This window comes from Streptantibioticus silvisoli (assembly GCF_027947535.2).
GTDB classification, from domain to species: domain Bacteria; phylum Actinomycetota; class Actinomycetes; order Streptomycetales; family Streptomycetaceae; genus Streptantibioticus_C; species Streptantibioticus_C silvisoli.
In genome coordinates, this window is the sequence record NZ_JAAGKO020000008.1 from 84,341 (window position 1) to 102,738 (window position 18,398).

Sequence of the window (18,398 nt, forward strand, 5' to 3'; positions counted from 1 at the left end):
GCCCCTCACCCGGTTCCGCCCCGGTCCCGTCCCCCCGCCGCTGCTTAGCCTGCCCCGGTCCTCCCGGAGGACACGCATGAGTTACGAACGACGGCGAAACGGGTCGGGGGAGTATCGGGCGGGGGCGGGACGGGGGCGTGGTTTGGGGTTCGGTGCGGGGCGGAGGCGTGGCCGGGGGTGCGGTTCGGTGCGGGGCGGGGGTGTGGCTCGGGGTGCGGTGCGGCGCCGGGCGGGGGTGTGGCCGGGGGTGCGCGGTCCGGCACCGGGCGGGGGTGTGGCTCGGGGTGCGGTGCGGCGCCGGGCGGGGGTGTGGCTCGGGGTGCGGTCGGCACCCGGCCGGCGGTGTCCGTCCGGCGCGCCCGTCGAGCCCGTTGGAGCGCCCCGAATCCGTCCGCCCCGGTTACGGTCGAAGGGTGAAGGCTATTCGTCGGTTCACCGTTCGCACCGTCCTGCCCGAGCCCCTGCGGCCGCTGCGCGAGCTGGCGCGGAACCTGCGCTGGTCCTGGCACCCGCCGACCCGGGAGCTGCTGCGGTCCGTCGACCCGGACGGCTGGGCCGCGGCCGGCGGCGACCCGTTGCGGCTGCTGGCGTCGGTCCCCGCCGACCGGCTGGCGGAACTGGCCCGGGACCGCGCGTTCCGCCGCCGGCTGGCGGCCGCCGCCGACGACCTGGGCGACTACCTCGCCCGCCCGCGCTGGTACCAGCGCCAGGACCCGGTCCGGCTGCCGGCCGCCATCGCCTACTTCTCGCCCGAATACGGCATCACCGCCACCCTTCCGCAGTACTCCGGCGGCCTGGGCATCCTGGCCGGCGACCACCTGAAGGCCGCCAGCGACCTCGGCGTGCCGCTGATCGGCGTCGGCCTGCTCTACCGGCACGGCTACTTCCGCCAGTCGCTGGACCGCGACGGCTGGCAGCGCGAGCAGTACCCGGTGCTCGACCCCAACGCGCTGCCGCTCGAACCGCTGCCCCGGCCCGACGGCACCGCGGTCGGCGTCACCCTCACGCTGCCCGGCGGCCGACCGCTGCACGCGCGGGTGTGGAAGGCGCAGGTCGGCCGGGTCCCACTGCTGCTGCTCGACTCCGACGTCGAGGGCAACACCGCCGAGGGGCGCGAGGTCACCGACCGGCTCTACGGCGGCGGCAGCGAGCACCGGCTGCTCCAGGAGATGCTGCTGGGCATCGGCGGGGTCCGGGCGGTGCGGGCCTACTGCGCGCTGTCCGGCCACCCCGCCCCGGAGGTCTTCCACACCAACGAGGGCCACGCCGGGTTCCTCGGCCTGGAGCGCGTCAGCGAACTCAGCGGCCGGCTCGACTTCGACGCCGCCGTGGAGACCGTCCGCTCCGGCACCGTCTTCACCACCCACACCCCGGTCCCGGCCGGCATCGACCGTTTCGAACGCGGCCTGATCGCCCGGCACTTCGGCGACGACGGCGAACTGCCCGGCGTCCCCGCCGACCGGGTCCTCGACCTCGGCGCCGAGACCTACCCCGGCGGCGACCCGGGCGTGTTCAACATGGCCGTGATGGGCCTGCGGCTCGCCCAGCGGGCCAACGGCGTCTCCACGCTGCACGGTGCGGTCAGCCGGGAGATGTTCGCCGGGCTGTGGCCGGGACTGGACCCGGACGAGGTGCCGATCGGCTCCATCACCAACGGCGTGCACGCCCCCACCTGGATCGCCGACGCCACCCTCGCCGCCATCGGCCCCCGGCTCGGCGGCGAGGAGGCGCTCGCCCTCGGCGACGAACGGACCTGGGCGGCGCTGCGCGACCTGCCCGACGCGGCGGTGTGGGAACTGCGCCGCGTCCTGCGCTCCCGGCTCGTCGACGACGCCCGGGTGCGGCTGCGCAAGTCCTGGCTGCGCCGCGGCGCCGACCGGCTCGAACTCGGCTGGACCGACGACGTCCTCGACCCGGACGTGCTCACCATCGGCTTCGCCCGCCGCGTGCCGTCCTACAAACGCCTCACCCTCATGCTGCGCGACCGCGACCGCCTCACCGCGCTGCTGCTGCACCCCGAACGCCCGGTGCAGTTCGTGGTGGCCGGCAAGGCGCACCCCGCCGACGAGGGCGGCAAGCGCCTCGTGCGCGAACTCGTCCGGTTCGCCGACGACCCCGCCGTCCGGCACCGCGTGGTCTTCCTGCCCGATTACGACATGGGCATGGCCGAGACCCTGGTACCCGGTTGCGACGTCTGGCTCAACAACCCGCTGCGCCCGCTGGAGGCCTGCGGCACCTCCGGCATGAAGGCCGCGCTCAACGGCGGCCTCAACCTGTCGGTCCTCGACGGATGGTGGGACGAGTGGTACGACGGCCGCAACGGCTGGCCCATCCCCACCGCCGACGGCGCCGACGAGGACCCCGAACGCCGCGACGACATCGAGGCCGCCGCGCTGTACGACCTGATCGAGCAGCGGGTCGCGCCGCGGTTCTACGACACCGGCCGCGACGGCGTACCGGCCGAGTGGACCGGCATGGTCCGCCACACCCTGGCCACCCTGGGCCCGAAGGTGCTGGCCGGCCGCATGGTCCGCGACTACGTCGAGCAGCTCTACGGTCCGGCCGCCCGCGCCCACCGCGCCGCCACCGACCAGGCCGTCCGCGACCTCGCCGCCTGGAAGGACCGGGTGCGCCGGGCCTGGCCGTCGGTCCGCGTCGACCAGCTCGACGCCGCACCGCCCGACAGCGGCCCCGAGGTCGGCGCCGACCTCCCCCTGCGGGCCCGCGTCGCCCTCGGCGGCCTTCAACCCTCCGACGTCGACGTGCAGTTGGTGTACGGCCCGGTCGACGACGCCGACCGCATCACCGCCGCCACCGTGCGCCCCCTCAAACCCGCCGCCGCCCCCGCCCCCGACGGCACCGCCCCCTACGAGGGCACCCTCCCCCTCACCCACGGCGGCCCCTTCGGCTACACCGTCCGCGTCCTGCCCACCCACCCCCTCCTGGCCTCCCCGGCCGAACTCGGCCTGGTCGCCCTGCCGTTGGAGACGGAGGGCATGACGGCGGGGGTACTGCGGTAGGGCGGACGGCCGCGCGGTGTGGACGGCGCGGTGGCTGCCCGCGCCACCCCGTCCGGGTGGAAAACCCCGATTCTCGTTGCCACAGGTCGGAGCTTGCGATTCACTTGCACGAAGGCGATCAAGATCCGGGAAAACGGAGGACGAGGTGCTACTGAACTTCAGGGTTGCGAACCATCGCTCCATCCGGGAGGAGCAGGAGCTCCAGCTCCACCCGGTCTACGACGCCGACCGTCCGTCCGGCACGAACTGGGAGGCCGTCCCGGTAGCCGGTGTCTTCGGCGCGAACGCCGCCGGCAAGTCCAACCTGATCGACGCGCTGATGTTCATGGCCCGGATGGTCGTCGGCTCACACCGCGACGCCGAACCCGACGGCGGGGTACCGCGCCGGCCGTTCCGCCTCGACGAGGAGGCCGGGGGCGACCCGTCCTGGTACGTTGTGGACCTGCTGCTGGACGGTGTCCGGTACACCTACGGTTTCAGCATCGACGACGACCGGGTGCTCGACGAGTGGCTGTACTGCTACCCGCACGGCCGGCGGCGGAAGATCTTCCAGCGGATGCCCGACGAGGTGGAACCCGGGGACTCGCAGTCGGAGCGCGAACTGCGGCTCGTGGAGTCCATCACCGAGCCCAACGTCCTGTTCATGTCGGTTGCCGCGCGTTCCAAGCAGGCCGCGTTCCGGCCGGTGTACGACTGGTTCGTGCGCGGCCTGCAGTTCCGGCGCCTGGCCTCAGGCCAGCGCCGGAACGCCCTGGAAGCCCTTCGCCTGTTGGAGGCCCCCGAAAGCCATCCCGGCTTCATGGAGCTGCTGCGGTCCGCGGACCTCGGCATCGAGGAGGTCGGTACGCAGCGGGTGCCGGTCGACGCCGGTGACGCCCAAGGCACGCGGTACGCGCCGGAGGCCCTGTTCGCGCTGCCGGAGGACCGGGGGAGGCGAGAGATGATCCAACCCTGGATCGGCCACCGCGGACGCTCCGGTGTGGTCCGCATGGAGTTGAAGGACCAGTCCGCCGGCACCCGGGCCCTGTTGGAACAGGCCCCCCGCTTCCTGTCGGTCCTGCGCGAGGGCGGCACCTTCGTCGTCGACGAGATCGACTCCAGCCTGCACCCCCTGCTCACAGCCCGCCTGATCGGCCTGTTCCAGAGCGCCGAGACCAATCCGCGGCGTGCCCAGCTCGTGTTCACCACTCATGACGCGAGCCTGCTGGGCAGGATCGACGGGGAGGACATCCTCAAACGGGACCAGGTGTGGTTCGTGGAGAAGAACCAGTACGGGGAGACGGAGCTGTTCTCGTTGGCCGAGTTCAAACCCCGGCAGGAGGAGAACCGCGAACGCCGCTACCTGGGCGGCAGTTACGGCGGCGTACCGTTCATCGACGACAGTTTCGCCAGGGCGCTGTCGACCCGGGGGGATACGAATGGCGAGGACACCGAAGCCGACCGGCCGCAAGTGCCCCTCTTTTGAGTCAACGCTCGACCGGAGGACCGAACGGCGTTCCTCCCGGGAACGGTTGCTGGTGGTCTGCGGCGCCGAGGTGACCGAGCGTGACTATCTCAGCGGTCTCAGGACCGTAGCCCGCAACCAAGCCGTCTCGGTGAAGATCGTCGAGCGTCCGAAGTCCCCCTCCCAGGTCGTGGACTACGCGAGGACGTTGCAGGACAGGGACCCCGGCGCGTTCGACCAGACCTGGTGCGTACTGGACGTCGACGACTTCGACGACATCCCGCAGGCCGTCGCCGCGGCCGGCCGGGGACACCGAATCCGGATCGCCCTGTCCAACCCGTGCTTCGAGCTGTGGTTGCTCCTCCACCACGTCGACCACCGCGCGTTCGCACCCGACTGCGACCACCTCAAACCGCTCCTGGACAAGCACCTGCCCGGCGGCTACTCCAAGACCGGTCTGAACTTCCGTCATTTCGCCGGCGGTTGGCAGGACGCGGTCGGTCGTGCCAAGGCCCTCGCACCGTTCGGTGAGGAACTGCGCCACAACCCGTCGACCGGCTCACCGGGGGCGGGTGCTCGGCGGCCGCCTCACACCAAACTGTCGCGCCACGCGGTGTGCAGTCCGGCGAACCGGCCGTCGCCCAGGACGAGGCGGTCGGGGGAGCCGTCCTCCACGACGCGGCCGGCGTCCATCACCAGCACGCGGTCGGCGATCTCGACGGTGGACAGCCGGTGGGCGATGATCACCGCGGTGCGGCCGTGCAGGACGGTGCGCATCGCGCGCTGCACCGCCTGTTCGCCGGGTACGTCGAGCGAGGAGGTCGCCTCGTCGAGGATCAGCACCGCCGGGTCGGCCAGCAGGGCGCGGGCGAAGGCGACCAGTTGGCGCTGGCCGGCCGAGATGCGGCCGCCGCGCTTGCGGACGTCGGTGTCGTAGCCCTCCGGCAGCGCGGTGATGAACTCGTGGGCGCCGATGGCCCGCGCGGCGGCCACCACGTCCTCGGCGGTGGCGTCCGGATCGCCCAGCGCGATGTTCTCCGCGACGGTGCCGGAGAACAGGAACGACTCCTGCGTCACCATCACCACCCCGCGCCGCAGCTCCGGCACCGCGAGGTCACGCAGGTCGACCCCGTCGAGCGTGACAGCGCCCTCGGTCGGGTCGTAGAACCGGCACAGCAGCTTCGCCAGCGTCGACTTGCCGGCACCGGTCGCGCCGACCACCGCCACCGTCTGCCCGGCCGGCAGCGCCAGGTCGAACCGGGGCAGCACCTCACCGCCGGTGCGGTACGCGAACCGCACCCCGGCGAACTCCACCGCCCGCCCGGGCCGCCCCGACGCCCGCTGCGGCAGCGTCCTGGGCGCCGCGGGCTCCGGCACCGACGGGATCTGCGCCAGCAGCCCGGCGATCTTCTCCAGCGAAGCGGCCGCCGACTGCCAGGAGTTGAGGAACATCCCCAGCGGGTCGATCGGCTCGTACAACCGCCGCAGGTACAAAACGAACGCCGCCAGCACACCCAGCTCCAGCGAACCGGACGCCACCCGGTAGGCACCCCACAGCACCACCAGCGCCAGCGAGGTGTTGGCGATCAGCCAGGAGGAGACGGTGAAGCGGCCCATCTCCAGGATCGCGTCGCCGTTGGACGTGCGGTGCACCCGGTTGAGCGCGGCGAACTCCTCGTCGTTGGACTCCTCCCGGCGGAACGCCTGCACCGGCCGGATGCCGTTCATCGTCTCGGAGAACCGCACGATGACCGACGCCATCGCCGCCGACCGCCGGGTGTAGACCAGCTTCGACCGGCGGCGGAAGCGGCGCACGGTGAACGCCAGCGGAACCCCGGTCACCAGCGCGACCAGCCCCAGCTTCCAGTCCAGCACCACCAGCACGCCGGAGATGTACAGCACCGACAGACCGACGTTGAGCAGCTCCTGCATGCCCTCGGTGATCAGCTCCCGGATCGCCTCCACGTCGGAGGTGGCCCGCGCGATGATCCGCCCCGAGGTGTACCGCTCGTGGAAGTCCAGGCCCAGCGACTGCGCGTGCCGGAAGATCCGGCCGCGCAGCTCCAGCAGCACGCTCTGCCCGATGACCGCCGACCGCCGGATGAACACCCGCTGGAGCACCCCGCCGGCCACCGCGCACCCGATGTACGCCACCGCGACCGCCACCAGCGGACCCGCGTCGTGCCGCGCCAGCGCCGGGATCGCGTGGTCGATGGCCAGCGCCACGATCAGCGGGCCGGACTGCGCCGCCGCCTGCTGCACCACCAGCAGTATCGCCGCCAGCCAGATCCGGCCCCGGTACGGCCGGGTCAGGTCCCGCAGCAGTGCCCGCGACGCGCCCGGCGGGGCGGGCAGCGCGTCCCGGTCGAACGGGTCGGCCGGGCCGCCGTCCGCTACCGGCTCCTGCCGCTCGTCGGCGGGCTGTTCGGTCACCGAGGCCATCAGGCGGCGCTCCTCTCGTCGGCGCCGGACATCAGCCAGCGGTACTCCTCGTTGGTCTCCAGCAGCTCGCGGTGCGTGCCGACCGCGGTGATCCGACCGTCGTCCGACAACAGCGCGACGCGGTCGGCCAGTTGGACGGTGGAGGGCCGGTGCGCCACCACCAGCGCGGTGGTGGTCGCCAGCACCTCGCGCAGCGCGGCCTCCACCAGCGCCTCGGTGTGCACGTCCAGCGCGGACAGCGGATCGTCCAGCACCAGGAACCGCGGGTCGCCCACCACCGCGCGGGCCAGCGCCAGCCGCTGCCGCTGGCCGCCGGACAGGCTCAGGCCCTGCTCGCCGACCTGGGTGTCCACGCCCTGCGGCAGGTCGTGCACGAACCCGCACTGGGCGGTGCGCAGCGCGCGCAGCAGTTCCTCCTCGCCGGCCTGTGGCGCGCCCATCAGCACGTTCTCCCGGACGGTGGCGGAGAACAGCGTCGGCTCCTCGAACGCGGTGGCCACCAGGGAGCGCAGCTGCGAGCGGCTCATCGCCGCGCTGTCCGCGCCGTCCAGCGTGATCCGGCCGCCGGTCGCCTCGTACAGCCGCGGCAGCAGGGCCGTCAGCGACGTCTTGCCGCAGCCGGTCGCGCCGACCAGCGCCATGGTCTCGCCGGAGCGCACGTGCAGGTCGACCCCGGTCAGCAGGTCGGGGGTGCCCTCGGGCGCGTCCGGGTACCGGAAGCGCACCGCCTCGAACCGGATGCCGTCCGCCGGCCCGGCCGCGGGTGCCGCGCCGGTGCCGTCGTCGGCGGGCGGCGCGGTGTCCATCACGTCGAAGAACCGGTCGACCGCGGTCGCCGCCTCGTTGCTGATCGACAGCAGCCAGCCCAGCGACTCCACCGGCCAGCGCAGCGCCAGCCCGGTGGTCAGGAACGCCACCAGGGTGCCGCTGCTGAGGGTGCCGTGGGCGACCTGGACGCAGCCGAACACCAGGGCGCTGCCCAGGGCCACGTCCGGCAGGCTGGTCATCATGCCCCACAGGTTGGCCAGCAGACCGGCCTTGAACAGCTCGGTGCCGCGCAGTTCCTGCGACTGCCGCTGGAAGGCCCGGGCCTGGCTGCGGTGCCGGCCGAACGCCTTGATGATGCGGATGCCCAGCACGGACTCCTCGACCAGCGTGGTCAGGTCGCCGATCTGGTCCTGGGCGCGGCGGGTGGCCACCGAGTAGCGCGACTCGAAGTACGTGCACAGCGTCACCAGCGGCACGACCGGCGCCAGCAGCACCAGGCCGAGTGTCCAGCGCTGGAAGAACAGGATGACGAAGCCGACGACGACGGTGGTGGAGTTCACCACCAGGAAGATCAGCGGGAACGTCAGGAACATCCGCACGATCTGGAGGTCGTTGGTGCCGCGCGACAGCAACTGGCCCGAGCCCCAGCGGTCGTGGAAGGCGACCGGCAACCGCTGGAGGCGGTGGTAGAGCTCACCGCGCATCCGGGCCTCCAGCGCGGCCATCGGACGGGCCACCAGCCAGCGCCGCACGCCGAACAGGCCGGCCTCCGCCAGCCCCAGCAGCAGCACCAGCGCGCCGCCGAGCCAGACGCCGGAGGGGTCGTGGTGCCGGACCGGGCCGTCCACCAGATGCTTGAGCACCAGCGGGATCAGCAGCGACAGGCAGGAGGCCGTCACCGCCACGAGCGCCGAACACACCAGCCGCCACGCCACCGGCCGCACGTAGGGCCGCAGCCGCAGCAGCGACCGCACCGTCGAGTGCCGCGGCACCTCCCGCGCCGCGTCGCCCCGCGGGTCCGAACCGCCCTCCCCGCCCGTCATCGAGGCTCCCTCAGTCGATCATGGTCGTGGACCGCGGCCCGGAGGTCGGACCGCAGTACGAGACTAAAGGCGACCGCTGACAGCGCCACTGGTTTTTCGGCCCGGGGGTCCGCGCCCGGCACCCCCGCGGCCGGCGCGGCGCCGGCGCCGGCCGGGATCGACGGCACCGGGTTGACGCCGCGCCGCCGGGCCGTGGAACCCGCCGGGCCGTGGAACCCGCCGGGCCGTGGAACCCGCCGGGCCGTGGAACCCGCCGGGCCGTGGAACCCGCCGGGCCGTGGATCCCGCCGTGCCCCCGACCCCCCCGCGCCCCCGACCCCACCGCATCGTCGGCCGCGACGGTGTCAGGCCCGGGGCACCGCGCGCAGCAGGAGCAGGGAGCGCGGCGGGACCGCCGTCTCCTCGCCCGCCGGGAGGAGGTCTGCCGGGGCATCACCCGCGAGGGTGAATTCGCGGGAGGTGTCCAGCACCGGTTCGTAGCCGGCCGCCCACGGGGGACCGGGCAGGGTGAAGCCGGTCGCGGTCTCCCCGGCGTGCAGCACCAGCAGGAAGCCGGCGCCGGTGAGGCGGCGGCCGCGGGCGTCGTGCCGGGCGACGTCGGCACCGGACAGGAACACCGCCAGCGTGCCGGCCGGCGCGGCCCAGTCCTCGTCGGTCATCTCCCGTCCGTCCGGGGTGAACCAGGCCAGGTCGCGCAGCGCGCCGCCGGGGTCGGCGGGCAGGCCGGTGAAGAACGCGTCCGCGCGCAGCGCCGGATGCTCGCGGCGCAGCGCGATCAGCCGGGCGGTCAGGTCCCGCACGCCGCGCCAGCGGGGTTGGGCCAGCAGCGACCAGTCGACCCAGGAGGTGGCGTCGTCCTGGCAGTAGGCGTTGTTGTTGCCGCCCTGGGTGCGGCCCATCTCGTCGCCGGCCACCAGCATCGGCGTGCCGGGGGCCAGCAGCAGGGTGGCCAGCAGGTTGCGGATCTGCCGGGTGCGCAGCGCGGTGATCGCCGGGTCGTCGCTCTCGCCCTCGGCGCCGTGGTTCCACGAGCGGTTGTCGTCGGTGCCGTCCCGGTTGTCCTCGCCGTTGGCCTCGTTGTGCTTGTGGTCGTAGCTGACCAGGTCGCGCAGGGTGAAACCGTCGTGCGCGGTGACGAAGTTGACGGAGGCGGCCGGGCGCCGGCCACCCCAGTCGTACAGGTCGCTGGAGCCGGACAGCCGGTAGCCGACGTCGGCCAGGCCGGGCCGGGCGCCGCGCCAGAAGTCCCGGACGGTGTCGCGGAACCGGTCGTTCCACTCCGACCAGCCCGGCGGGAAGGCGCCGGCGCGGTAGCCGTCCGGACCGGTGTCCCACGGCTCGGCGATCAGCTTGACCCGGCGCAGCACCGGGTCCTGGGCCAGCGCCGCCAGGAAGGGGGCGGCCATGTCCGGTTCGCCGCCGGTGCGGGTCAGCGCGCTGGCCAGGTCGAAGCGGAAGCCGTCGACGCCCATGCGTTCCACCCAGTACCGCAGGCTGTCGGTGATCAGCCGCAGCGCCACCGGGTTGCCGGCGTCGAGGGTGTTGCCGCAGCCGGTGTGGTCGTCGTACCGGCGCCGGTCGTCGCCCAGATGGTAGTACGCCCGGTTGCCCAGCCCGCGCAGCGACAGCGTCGGCCCGCACTCGCCGCCCTCGGCGGTGTGGTTGTAAACCACGTCGAGGATCACCTCCAGGCCGGCCGCGTGCAGGGCGCGCACCATGCGGCGGAACTCGGTGACCTGTTCGCCGCGGCTTCCGGAGGAGCAGTAGGCGGCGTGCGGCGCGAAGAAGCCGATCGTGTTGTAACCCCACAGGTTGCGCAGCCCGCGCCGCACCAGGTGCTCCTCGTGCGCGAACTGCTGGACCGGCAGCAGCTCCACCGCCGTCACGCCCAGCCCTGTCAGGTGCTCGATCACGGCCGGGTGCGCCAGGCCCGCGTAGGTGCCGCGCAGCGCCTCGGGGACGTCCGGGTGGCGCATGGTGAAGCCGCGCACGTGCAGTTCGTACAGCACGGTGTCGGCCCACGCGGTGCCGGGCCGCTCGGCGTCGGGCACCAGCGGGTCGGCCGGGTCGGCGACCACGATCGACCGGGGCAGGTCGGGCGCGGAGTCGCGGTTGTCGCGCACGGTGTCGGCGACCTCCCGGTCCGGCCAGTCGCGGGCGTGCCCGTACCACGACGCGGGCGGCAGACCGTCGGGACCGGTGGCCGCGAAGTCGCCGTCCACCGCGCGGGCCCGGGGATCGAGCAGCAGCTTGGCCGGGTTGAACCGGGCACCGGTCCACGGGTCCCAGCGGCCGTGCGCCCGGAAACCGTAGGCCTGGCCGGGGCGTATGCCGGGCACGAAGCCGTGCCGCACGCCGTCGGTGCACTCCGGCAGCCACAGCCGGGTCTCCGCGCCGGCCTCGTCGAACAGGCACAGCTCGACCCCTTCGGCCTCGCCGGCCCACACCGCGAAGCCGGTGCCCTCCACACCGTCCGGCCCGGTGCCGTACCGGGCGCCGAGCGGGTCGGGGCTGCCGGGCCACACCCGGGGCGCCTCGCCCGGCGCGGCCCGGGGTGCGGGCGGCGCGGCCGCGCGCGGCGGCCCGGAGGGGGCGGCGGCCCCGCGTCCGGCCCGCCGGTCGCGCTGCCGCGCCCGCGCCGCGTCGTGCTCGGGTGCGCGTGCCACGTGAGGTCTCCCGTCGGGGAATGGATCGACTCGGGGCGCCGCCGCGGACCGGCACGCCCCGGCGCGCGGTGTCCCGGACCGCGCGCGGATCACGTCCTCCGGGTGTTCTTCCCTGACGCGCCCCGCTCCCACCGCCCCGCTTCCCCGGGTGACGGGTACGTTGCCCTGTGTGACGAACGCGGCGGTGGAGTGGGTGCGCGGGCACCGGCGGGCGGCGGTGGCCGCGCTGGGCGCGGCGGGCGCGGCGGCCTGCCTGACGTGGCTGGCGCTGCCGGCCGGCGGCGGTCCGCACGAGGCGGTGCCGCTGCCGCCGCCGAGGACCGCCACCGGGTACTTCACACCGGAGTCGGGCAGCACGGTCGGCACCGCCATGATCGTCTCCGTGGTCTTCGACCATCCGGTGACCCGCCGCAGCGCGGTCTCGCGGGCGGTGCGGGTGCTGGCCACCCCGGGCGTGCCGGTCGCCGGGCACTGGTTCGGCGACCGCCGCCTGGACCTGCGGCCGCAGCGGTTCTGGGCGGCCGGCACGCTGGTCGACCTGCGGCTGCGGCTGGACGGGGTGGAGACCGCGCCGGGCCGGTACGGCACCCAGAGCAAGGACATCGTCTTCCGGGTCGGCCGCGAGCAGGCCGACGAGGTGGACGCCGCCCGGCACACCCTCACCGTGCGGCGCGGCGGCCGGACGGTGCGGGTCCTGCCGGTCAGCACCGGCGACCCCGGCCACGCCACGTACGACGGAACGATGGTCATCACGCAGAAGTTCGCCAGGACCCGGATGAACGGCGCCACCGTCGGCTTCGGCGGCGCCTACGACATCGCCGACGTGCCGCACGCCATGCGGCTGACCGACTCCGGGACGTTCCTGCACGGCAACTACTGGTCGCCGCGCGGGGTGTTCGGCGCCGCCAACACCAGCCACGGCTGCGTCGGCCTGCCCGACGCGCGCGGCGGCGCCCCCGACTCCCCGGCCGGCTGGCTCTACGGCCAGTCCCTGGTCGGCGACCCGGTCACCGTCACGCACTCCACCGGACCGCGGGTCGGCCCCGGCAACGGCCTGGGCGGCTGGAACCTGCCGTGGCGGGAGTGGACGGCGACGGGGTGAGGTCGGCCCGGTGAGACGGTGACGCGGCGTTGGCTCGGCGTCCCGGTGAGGTGGCTCGGCGGCCCGGTCGGGTGACGCGGTGCGGCGTCGGCGTGGCGGCGCGGTGAGGTCGTGACGCGGCGGCGCGATGGCGCGGCGCGGCGTCCCGGTGAGGTGGCGTCGTGAGGCGGTGGCGCGGTGTCACACCCGGGCGCGGGCGGGCCGGTGCGGCCGGGGTCAGCGGCCGAAGCCCAGCGTGCGGTGGACCATCACCTCGCCCAGCAGCTGGGAGCAGGCGCTCGCGGTGTCCAGCAGCCGCCGCGGGTACGACGGTTCGCGCCGGTCCAGCAGCACGCCCAGGCTGGTACCGCTGTGGCCCACCACCACGCCGAGGCCGCCGACCTCGCGGCACACCGCGATCATCGCGTCCAGCGTCCGCTTGGGCCGCAGCACCTGGTTCATCAGCGCGCTGCGGGTCGCCACCGCGCCCACCTCGGCCAGGTCGGTACGGGCCACCGCGACCGTCATCCGCTCCAGCAGCACCGCGTAGGCCCGCCGGTCGGCCGCCGAGAACGGCTTGGGGACGCGGTTGAACTCCACGGTGTCCACCGCGCCGCCCTCGTCGCAGCCGACCACCGTCATCGACGGCAGCGGCCCCAGCAGCGCCCGCAGCGCCACCCGCCGGTGGTGGTAGGCGACGATCCCCGGGTACAGCACGCCGTCGGTGGGCTCGATCCCGGCCAGGTAGGACTCGATCCGCCGCGGCGGCATCGGCTCGCCCAGCGCGTCGCCCAACGCCCGCGCGGTGGCCACCAGGTCGGCCGACGACGACGCCAGCCCCTTGCCCTCCGGCAGCCGGCTCTCCAGGGTCAGCAGCCCGCCGGCCGGCCGCCGCGACGACTCCATCACCAGCCGCGTCAGCCGCAGCGCCTTCGTCTTGTGCGCCGGCCGCACCTCCAGCGCCGCGCCGTGCGGCGCCGGGCGGAACGTCGCGCGCGCCCAGCAGGCGATCGGCAGCGTCACCAGGAAGTCCCCGTCGTCGCCGGGCAGTACGCCCTGCAACAGCTCGCCGAAGGTGCCGAACGCGGTACCCACCCCGGTCACCGCCCGGTACGGCGGCCCCGGCGACGCCGCGACCCCGTCCACCGCCTGCCTCACGCCGCGCCCCCCGCCCCGGCACGGACCCCGGCCCCGGCTCCGCCACGGACCCCGGCCGCCGCCGGCTCCGCGCCCGGCGTGCCCGGCCCGTTCACCGCCCGCGCCGGCCACCACACCGCGTCGTCCACCGCGTGCTCCTCCCTCGTCCAGTACCTCGTCCGGCCGCCCGCACCCCCGCGCCGGTCCCGGTCATCACCCGCGCGGTGCGCCACGGTACGCCCGGCCGCGGGGGCGGCGGACCGGCCGGGGTGGAGCCGCCGAACGCCCGGCGCCCCGCGGCCGGGCGCGCCGGCACCCACGCGCCGTGCGGCGTCCGTCACTCACCGGGCCGGGCGCCGCCACCGGACGATACGGTCGCCGCATGACTGTTCACCTTGAGGCCGCCGACGGCGTCGGCGTCATCCGCCTGGACCGCCCGCCGATGAACGCGCTGGACGTCGCCACCCAGGACGCCCTGCGGCAGGCCGCCGCCGAGTGCTCCGCGCGCGCCGACATCCGGGCCGTGGTGCTGTGGGGCGGGGAGAAGGTGTTCGCGGCCGGCGCGGACATCAAGGAGATGCAGGCCATGGGGTACGAGGACATGGCACTGCGGGCCGGCGCGCTCCAGGAGTCGTTCACCGCCGTGGCCCGTATCCCCAAGCCGGTCGTGGCCGCCGTCACCGGCTACGCGCTCGGCGGCGGCTGCGAACTCGCGCTGTGCGCCGACATCCGGATCGTCGCCGACAACGCCAGGTTCGGCCAGCCGGAGATCCTGCTCGGCCTGATCCCCGGCGCCGGCGGCACCCAGCGGCTGTCCCGGCTGGTCGGCCCCTCGCGCGCCAAGGACCTGATCTTCACCGGACGCATGGTCAAGGCCGACGAGGCGCTCGCCATCGGCCTGGCCGACCGCGTCGTGGCGCCGGACCAGGTCCACGGCGAGGCGCACGCCTGGGCCGCGCGGCTCGCCAAGGGGCCGGCCCTCGCGCTGCGTGCCGCCAAGGAGGCGATCGACACCGGTCTGGAGACCGGCCTGGAGACCGGACTCGCCGTCGAACGCGGCCTGTTCGCCGGGCTGTTCGCCACCCGGGACCGCGAGGCCGGCATGCGCAGCTTCGTCGAGCAGGGCCCCGGCAAGGCCGACTTCGGCTGACCGCCCGCGACCGCGCCGGCCACCGCTGCCGTCCCAGGTCGCGCCCCAGGTCACAGGGGGTACGCCGGGGTGTCCGCTGCCGTGGGCATATGACCCGGTGGTAGGCCCGGCGTTCCCTCGTGCGGGGTCAATTCCCTTGGTTCCGGCCCGAACCGGCGTCCCGGACGCCATCATGTGGCCATGGTCGGTCGGGGAACGTCGCATCAGTCACCGCCGTCGGGCACCGTCGCGCCGACGTGGCCGGCGGTGCCGAGGGATCTGCACGACGCCTACATCCTGGAGGTCCTCGGCGACCCCTCGGCCGGCGAGGTCTGCTTCCAGTCCCGCCCCGAGTCGGCCTCCACAGCCCGCCGCCTCACCCTCGCCAAGCTCCGCGCCTGGGGCCTGGGACCGCTCAGCGACACCTGCGAGCTGCTGGTGTCCGAACTCGTCGGCAACGCGGTGCGCCACACCGGTGCGCAGACCTTCGGCCTGACCATGGAACGCCGCCGCGGCTGGGTCCGCGTCGAGGTGCGCGACCCCTCCCGCGCCCTGCCCTGCCTGCTGCCGGTGCAGGACCTCGACGTCAGCGGCCGCGGGTTGATGCTGGTCGACAAGCTCTCCGACCGCTGGGGGGTGGACCTGCTGCCGCGCGGCAAGACCGCCTGGTTCGAACTGCGCGACGGCGAGCGCTGACCCACCCCGTGCGTTAGCGTCGGAGCCGCACGGCGGTGGACGGTGCCGTACATCGGTGGACGGCGTTGTCCGACAGCGGCCGGCACCGGAGAACGGCAGCCGGTGCCGGACCCGCACCGCACGACAGCGGACCGCACCGCACGACAGCAGACCTCGACGGACGCAGCGGACAAAGGGGAAGGCGCATGACGTCAGCACGGGAGCGCAGGGGGACGGCCGTGGTGACCGGCGCCTCCGCGGGCATCGGTCTGGCCTACGCGGAACGGCTCGCCGCCACCGGGCACGACGTGGTGCTGGTGGCCCGCCGCGCCGACCGGCTGGCCGACCTCGCCGACCGGCTGCGCCGCGCGTACGGCGGCACCGTCACGCCGCTCACCGCCGATCTGGCCGACCCCGAGGGCCTGGCCGCCGTCGCCGAACGGGTCACCGGCGACGACGTCACCCACCTCGTCAACAACGCGGGCATCAACGGCTACGGCCCGTTCGCCGGGAAGGACCCGGGCCTGATCGCCGCGGTCCTGGCGCTCAACGTCACCGCGCCCACCCTGCTGACCCGTGCCGCGCTGCCCGGCCTGCTGGCGCGCGGCCGCGGCGCGGTGGTCAACGTCGCCTCGCTGCTGGCGTTCTCCGGCGCGCAGCCGCCCGGCCCGCTGCCGCACCGGGCGGTGTACGCCGGCAGCAAGGGCTACCTGGTCACCTTCAGCCGCATCCTGGCCGCCGAACTCGTCGGCACCCCGGTCCAGGTCCAGGTGCTGTGCCCGGGGCTGACGGACACCGAGTTCCACCTCGTCGACGCGGACCGCCCGCTGGCCGGCCGCGAACCGCGCAGCAGCGGCCGCGGCATGGCCGCCGCCGACGTCGTCGACGCCTCGCTCGCCGGGCTGGCGGCCGACGAGACGGTCTGCGTCCCCGGCCTCGCCGACCCGGCCGCCGTCGACCGGCTGCTGGCCGCCGAGGCCGGGTTGCGCACCGCGGCCGGCTCCCCGCTGGCCGACCGCTACCGTCCGGCGACCGGCTGACCCGTCGCCGGGGACGCGGGCGTCGGGGGCGACTCCGGTGCCGGCCTCGGCGCGCACCCCGGCCCCGGCCCCGGCCCCGATACCGGTTCCGCAGCCGGATTCAGCCGGGCCCGCTTCAACCCCGTCCCCCCGGCCGTCCCGTGCCCCCGGTCCGGTCCCCGGTCCCTCCCCCGGAGCGGGTCGCGCGGCGCAGGGAGACGGCGAGGACCACCACGACCGCGGCCGGCGTCAGCCACCAGGCGGCGACGTGGCAGGCGGTGAGCAGGGCCGTGGCGCCCAGCGCCAGGGCCACGCAGAGCGCGACCGTCCAGTCGTCGCCGATCACGAAGTCGTACCAGAAGCGCAGGAAGTTGTGGACGTGGTTCATGAGCCCGCTCCGGGGTCGTCGGGGGAGCCGGGCCGGGTGCCGGCCGGTTCGCGCGGGCCGCGCAGCGCCGTCACGCAGACCAGCGCGACGGCCAGCGTGCCGGGGACCAGCGCCAGCAGGGCGAGGTCGGAACCGGGCCACCGGGCGCCGGTGCCCTCGACGGACCAGAACAGGCCGAAGGCGGTGAGCAGCACGCCGACCGCGAACTTCAGGGTGTTCTCCGGTACCCGGGCCAGCGGCGCCCGCACCAGCAGGCCGACCGCGGTGACCAGCAGCACCGCGGCCGCCGCACCGAGCGCGGCGAGCCCGATCCGGCCCTGCACCGCGCCGAAGGTGATCACGATGAACACCACCTCCAGCCCTTCCAGCAGTACGCCCTTGAACGCCATGGTGAAGCCGTACCAGTCCGGGACGAACGCCCGCCCGCCGCCGCCGGCCGTCCGGGCGGCCGCCGCCCGTTCGCGGTAGATCCGGTCCTCGTCGTGCAGCGCCTTGTGGCCGGCGGCCCGCAGGATCGCCTTGCGCAGCCACTGGAGGCCGAAGACCAGCAGCAGCGCGCCGACCACCAGCCGCAGCGGCTGGAGCGGTACCCGCCCGACGGCCGGGCCCAGCGCGCCCACCACGACCGCCAGGACGGCCAGCGCGGCGCCGGTGCCGATCAGCGGCGAGCGCCAGCCGCGGGTCGTTCCGGCGGCCAGCACGATGGTCAGCGCCTCCACGGCCTCCACCGCGCAGGCCAGGAAGACCGACAGGACCAGGACGGTGGCGTTCACGGTGTCCTCCGGCGGTCGGCGGCGGCGCCGCGGCGCCGGTGGTGCGCGCGGCGGCAGCAGCCGGGGGGTGCGGCGCGGTGCTCCCGCAGTGGTCCGACGGTGAGGCCGGCGCGTTCGCAGGTCTCCAATATCCTCGGCAGCGCGCCCAGCGCGGAACGCCACGCGCCGGGCGCCGACGTGCAGTCCGAGTCGTGCAGCAGCACCGTGCCGCCGCCGCGCAGGTCGGCGGTGACCGTGCGGTGCACCGACTCCGGGGTGGCCCGCCGGGTCCAGTCCTCGCCCCACGCCGTCCACAGCACCGGTGTGAGGTCCAGGCGCCGCGCGGCCAGGTGCGAGGCGGCCGTCATCACGCCGTACGGCGGCCGGAACAGCCGCGGGACCTCACCGGTGATGGCGGCCACGCCGTCGCGGGCCCGGGCCAGGTCGTCGTAGGTGGCCCGCGGGCCGCGCAGCATCAGCGGCCGGTGCCGCCAGCCGTGCACGCCGATCTCGTGCCCGGCCTCGGACATCTCCCGCAGCAGGCCGGGCGCCCGGCGGGCCATCGACCCCAGTACGAAGAACGTCGCGCGTATCCCGTGCCCGTCCAGCGCCCGCAGGAAGAACGGCGTGGACAGCGGATCGGGCCCGTCGTCGAAGGTCAGCGCCACGTGGTCGGGCCTGCCGCGGCCGCTGAGCGCGGGCATCAGCCGGTTGCGCAGCGGCCCGAGCGTCGACACGACGGGCGCCGCGTGCACGGCGGCCAGCAGGGGCAGCCCGACCTTGGCGACGGTGAGAGCGGTACGGACGGCGGGGGCGGCGGGCATCGAATGCTCC

The 18,398-nt window shown here is 74.9% G+C and carries 13 protein-coding genes and 1 pseudogene; 7 read left to right on the forward strand and 7 right to left on the reverse strand.

Going from position 1 to position 18,398, the window contains the following annotated elements:
* Positions 1-413: 413 nt before the first annotated feature.
* The 3 genes and pseudogenes from glgP to POF43_RS08435 all read left to right on the forward strand — a co-directional run.
* Entirely contained in the window at positions 414-3,020 is a 2,607-nt protein-coding gene (gene glgP / locus POF43_RS08425; RefSeq protein ID WP_282704487.1) for an alpha-glucan family phosphorylase, read from the forward strand.
* Between the two features lie 145 nt (positions 3,021-3,165).
* Positions 3,166-4,485: an AAA family ATPase gene (locus POF43_RS08430; RefSeq protein ID WP_271316977.1), complete on the forward strand. Its 1,320-nt coding sequence runs from the start codon at positions 3,166-3,168 to the stop codon at positions 4,483-4,485.
* Positions 4,439-4,963: pseudogene (locus POF43_RS08435) on the forward strand (RloB family protein); the annotation flags it as partial. The gene POF43_RS08430 and the pseudogene POF43_RS08435, both read left to right, overlap by 47 nt.
* Before the next feature lie 89 nt (positions 4,964-5,052).
* Here the strand turns inward: POF43_RS08435 and POF43_RS08440 are convergent.
* From POF43_RS08440 to glgX, 3 genes are all read right to left on the reverse strand, one after another.
* The gene (locus POF43_RS08440; RefSeq protein ID WP_271316978.1) at positions 5,053-6,906 is read right to left on the reverse strand and encodes an ABC transporter ATP-binding protein; all 1,854 of its coding nucleotides are present in this window, start codon (positions 6,904-6,906) and stop codon (positions 5,053-5,055) included.
* The gene (locus POF43_RS08445; RefSeq protein WP_303657704.1) at positions 6,906-8,717 is read right to left on the reverse strand and encodes an ABC transporter ATP-binding protein; all 1,812 of its coding nucleotides are present in this window, start codon (positions 8,715-8,717) and stop codon (positions 6,906-6,908) included. The genes POF43_RS08440 and POF43_RS08445 overlap by 1 nt, the downstream gene beginning before the upstream one ends.
* A 344-nt stretch (positions 8,718-9,061) precedes the next feature.
* Entirely contained in the window at positions 9,062-11,383 is a 2,322-nt protein-coding gene (gene glgX / locus POF43_RS08450) for a glycogen debranching protein GlgX (RefSeq protein ID WP_372515905.1), read from the reverse strand.
* A 169-nt stretch (positions 11,384-11,552) separates the two neighbouring features.
* On the opposite strand from glgX, the gene POF43_RS08455 reads away from it, so the two are divergent.
* Entirely contained in the window at positions 11,553-12,485 is a 933-nt protein-coding gene (locus POF43_RS08455; RefSeq protein WP_308217729.1) for a L,D-transpeptidase, read from the forward strand.
* Between the two features lie 216 nt (positions 12,486-12,701).
* Here POF43_RS08455 and POF43_RS08460 read toward each other — a convergent pair whose 3' ends face one another.
* On the reverse strand, positions 12,702-13,622 hold the full coding sequence (locus POF43_RS08460; protein ID WP_282704488.1) for a GHMP family kinase ATP-binding protein: 921 nt from the start codon (positions 13,620-13,622) through the stop codon (positions 12,702-12,704).
* A 361-nt stretch (positions 13,623-13,983) separates the two neighbouring features.
* On the opposite strand from POF43_RS08460, the gene POF43_RS08465 reads away from it, so the two are divergent.
* The 3 genes from POF43_RS08465 to POF43_RS08475 all read left to right on the forward strand — a co-directional run bounded on the left by POF43_RS08465 (position 13,984) and on the right by POF43_RS08475 (position 16,445).
* Positions 13,984-14,751: an enoyl-CoA hydratase/isomerase family protein gene (locus tag POF43_RS08465; RefSeq protein ID WP_271325562.1), complete on the forward strand. Its 768-nt coding sequence runs from the start codon at positions 13,984-13,986 to the stop codon at positions 14,749-14,751.
* A gap of 180 nt (positions 14,752-14,931) precedes the next feature.
* Positions 14,932-15,426: an ATP-binding protein gene (locus POF43_RS08470; protein WP_271325563.1), complete on the forward strand. Its 495-nt coding sequence runs from the start codon at positions 14,932-14,934 to the stop codon at positions 15,424-15,426.
* Between the two features lie 185 nt (positions 15,427-15,611).
* On the forward strand, positions 15,612-16,445 hold the full coding sequence (locus tag POF43_RS08475; RefSeq protein ID WP_271325564.1) for an SDR family NAD(P)-dependent oxidoreductase: 834 nt from the start codon (positions 15,612-15,614) through the stop codon (positions 16,443-16,445).
* Positions 16,446-16,560: 115 nt separating this feature from the next.
* Here the strand turns inward: POF43_RS08475 and POF43_RS08480 are convergent, their stop codons facing one another.
* The 3 genes from POF43_RS08480 to POF43_RS08490 are packed head-to-tail and all read right to left on the reverse strand — an operon-like array spanning position 16,561 to position 18,388.
* Positions 16,561-16,812, reverse strand: coding sequence for a hypothetical protein (locus POF43_RS08480; protein ID WP_271324874.1), 252 nt, complete (start codon positions 16,810-16,812; stop codon positions 16,561-16,563).
* Positions 16,809-17,585, reverse strand: coding sequence for a COG4280 domain-containing protein (locus POF43_RS08485; RefSeq protein WP_271324873.1), 777 nt, complete (start codon positions 17,583-17,585; stop codon positions 16,809-16,811). The genes POF43_RS08480 and POF43_RS08485 overlap by 4 nt, the downstream gene beginning before the upstream one ends.
* Positions 17,582-18,388: a polysaccharide deacetylase family protein gene (locus POF43_RS08490; protein ID WP_271314500.1), complete on the reverse strand. Its 807-nt coding sequence runs from the start codon at positions 18,386-18,388 to the stop codon at positions 17,582-17,584. Before POF43_RS08490 ends, POF43_RS08485 begins: the two co-directional genes overlap by 4 nt.
* Positions 18,389-18,398: the final 10 nt, after the last annotated feature.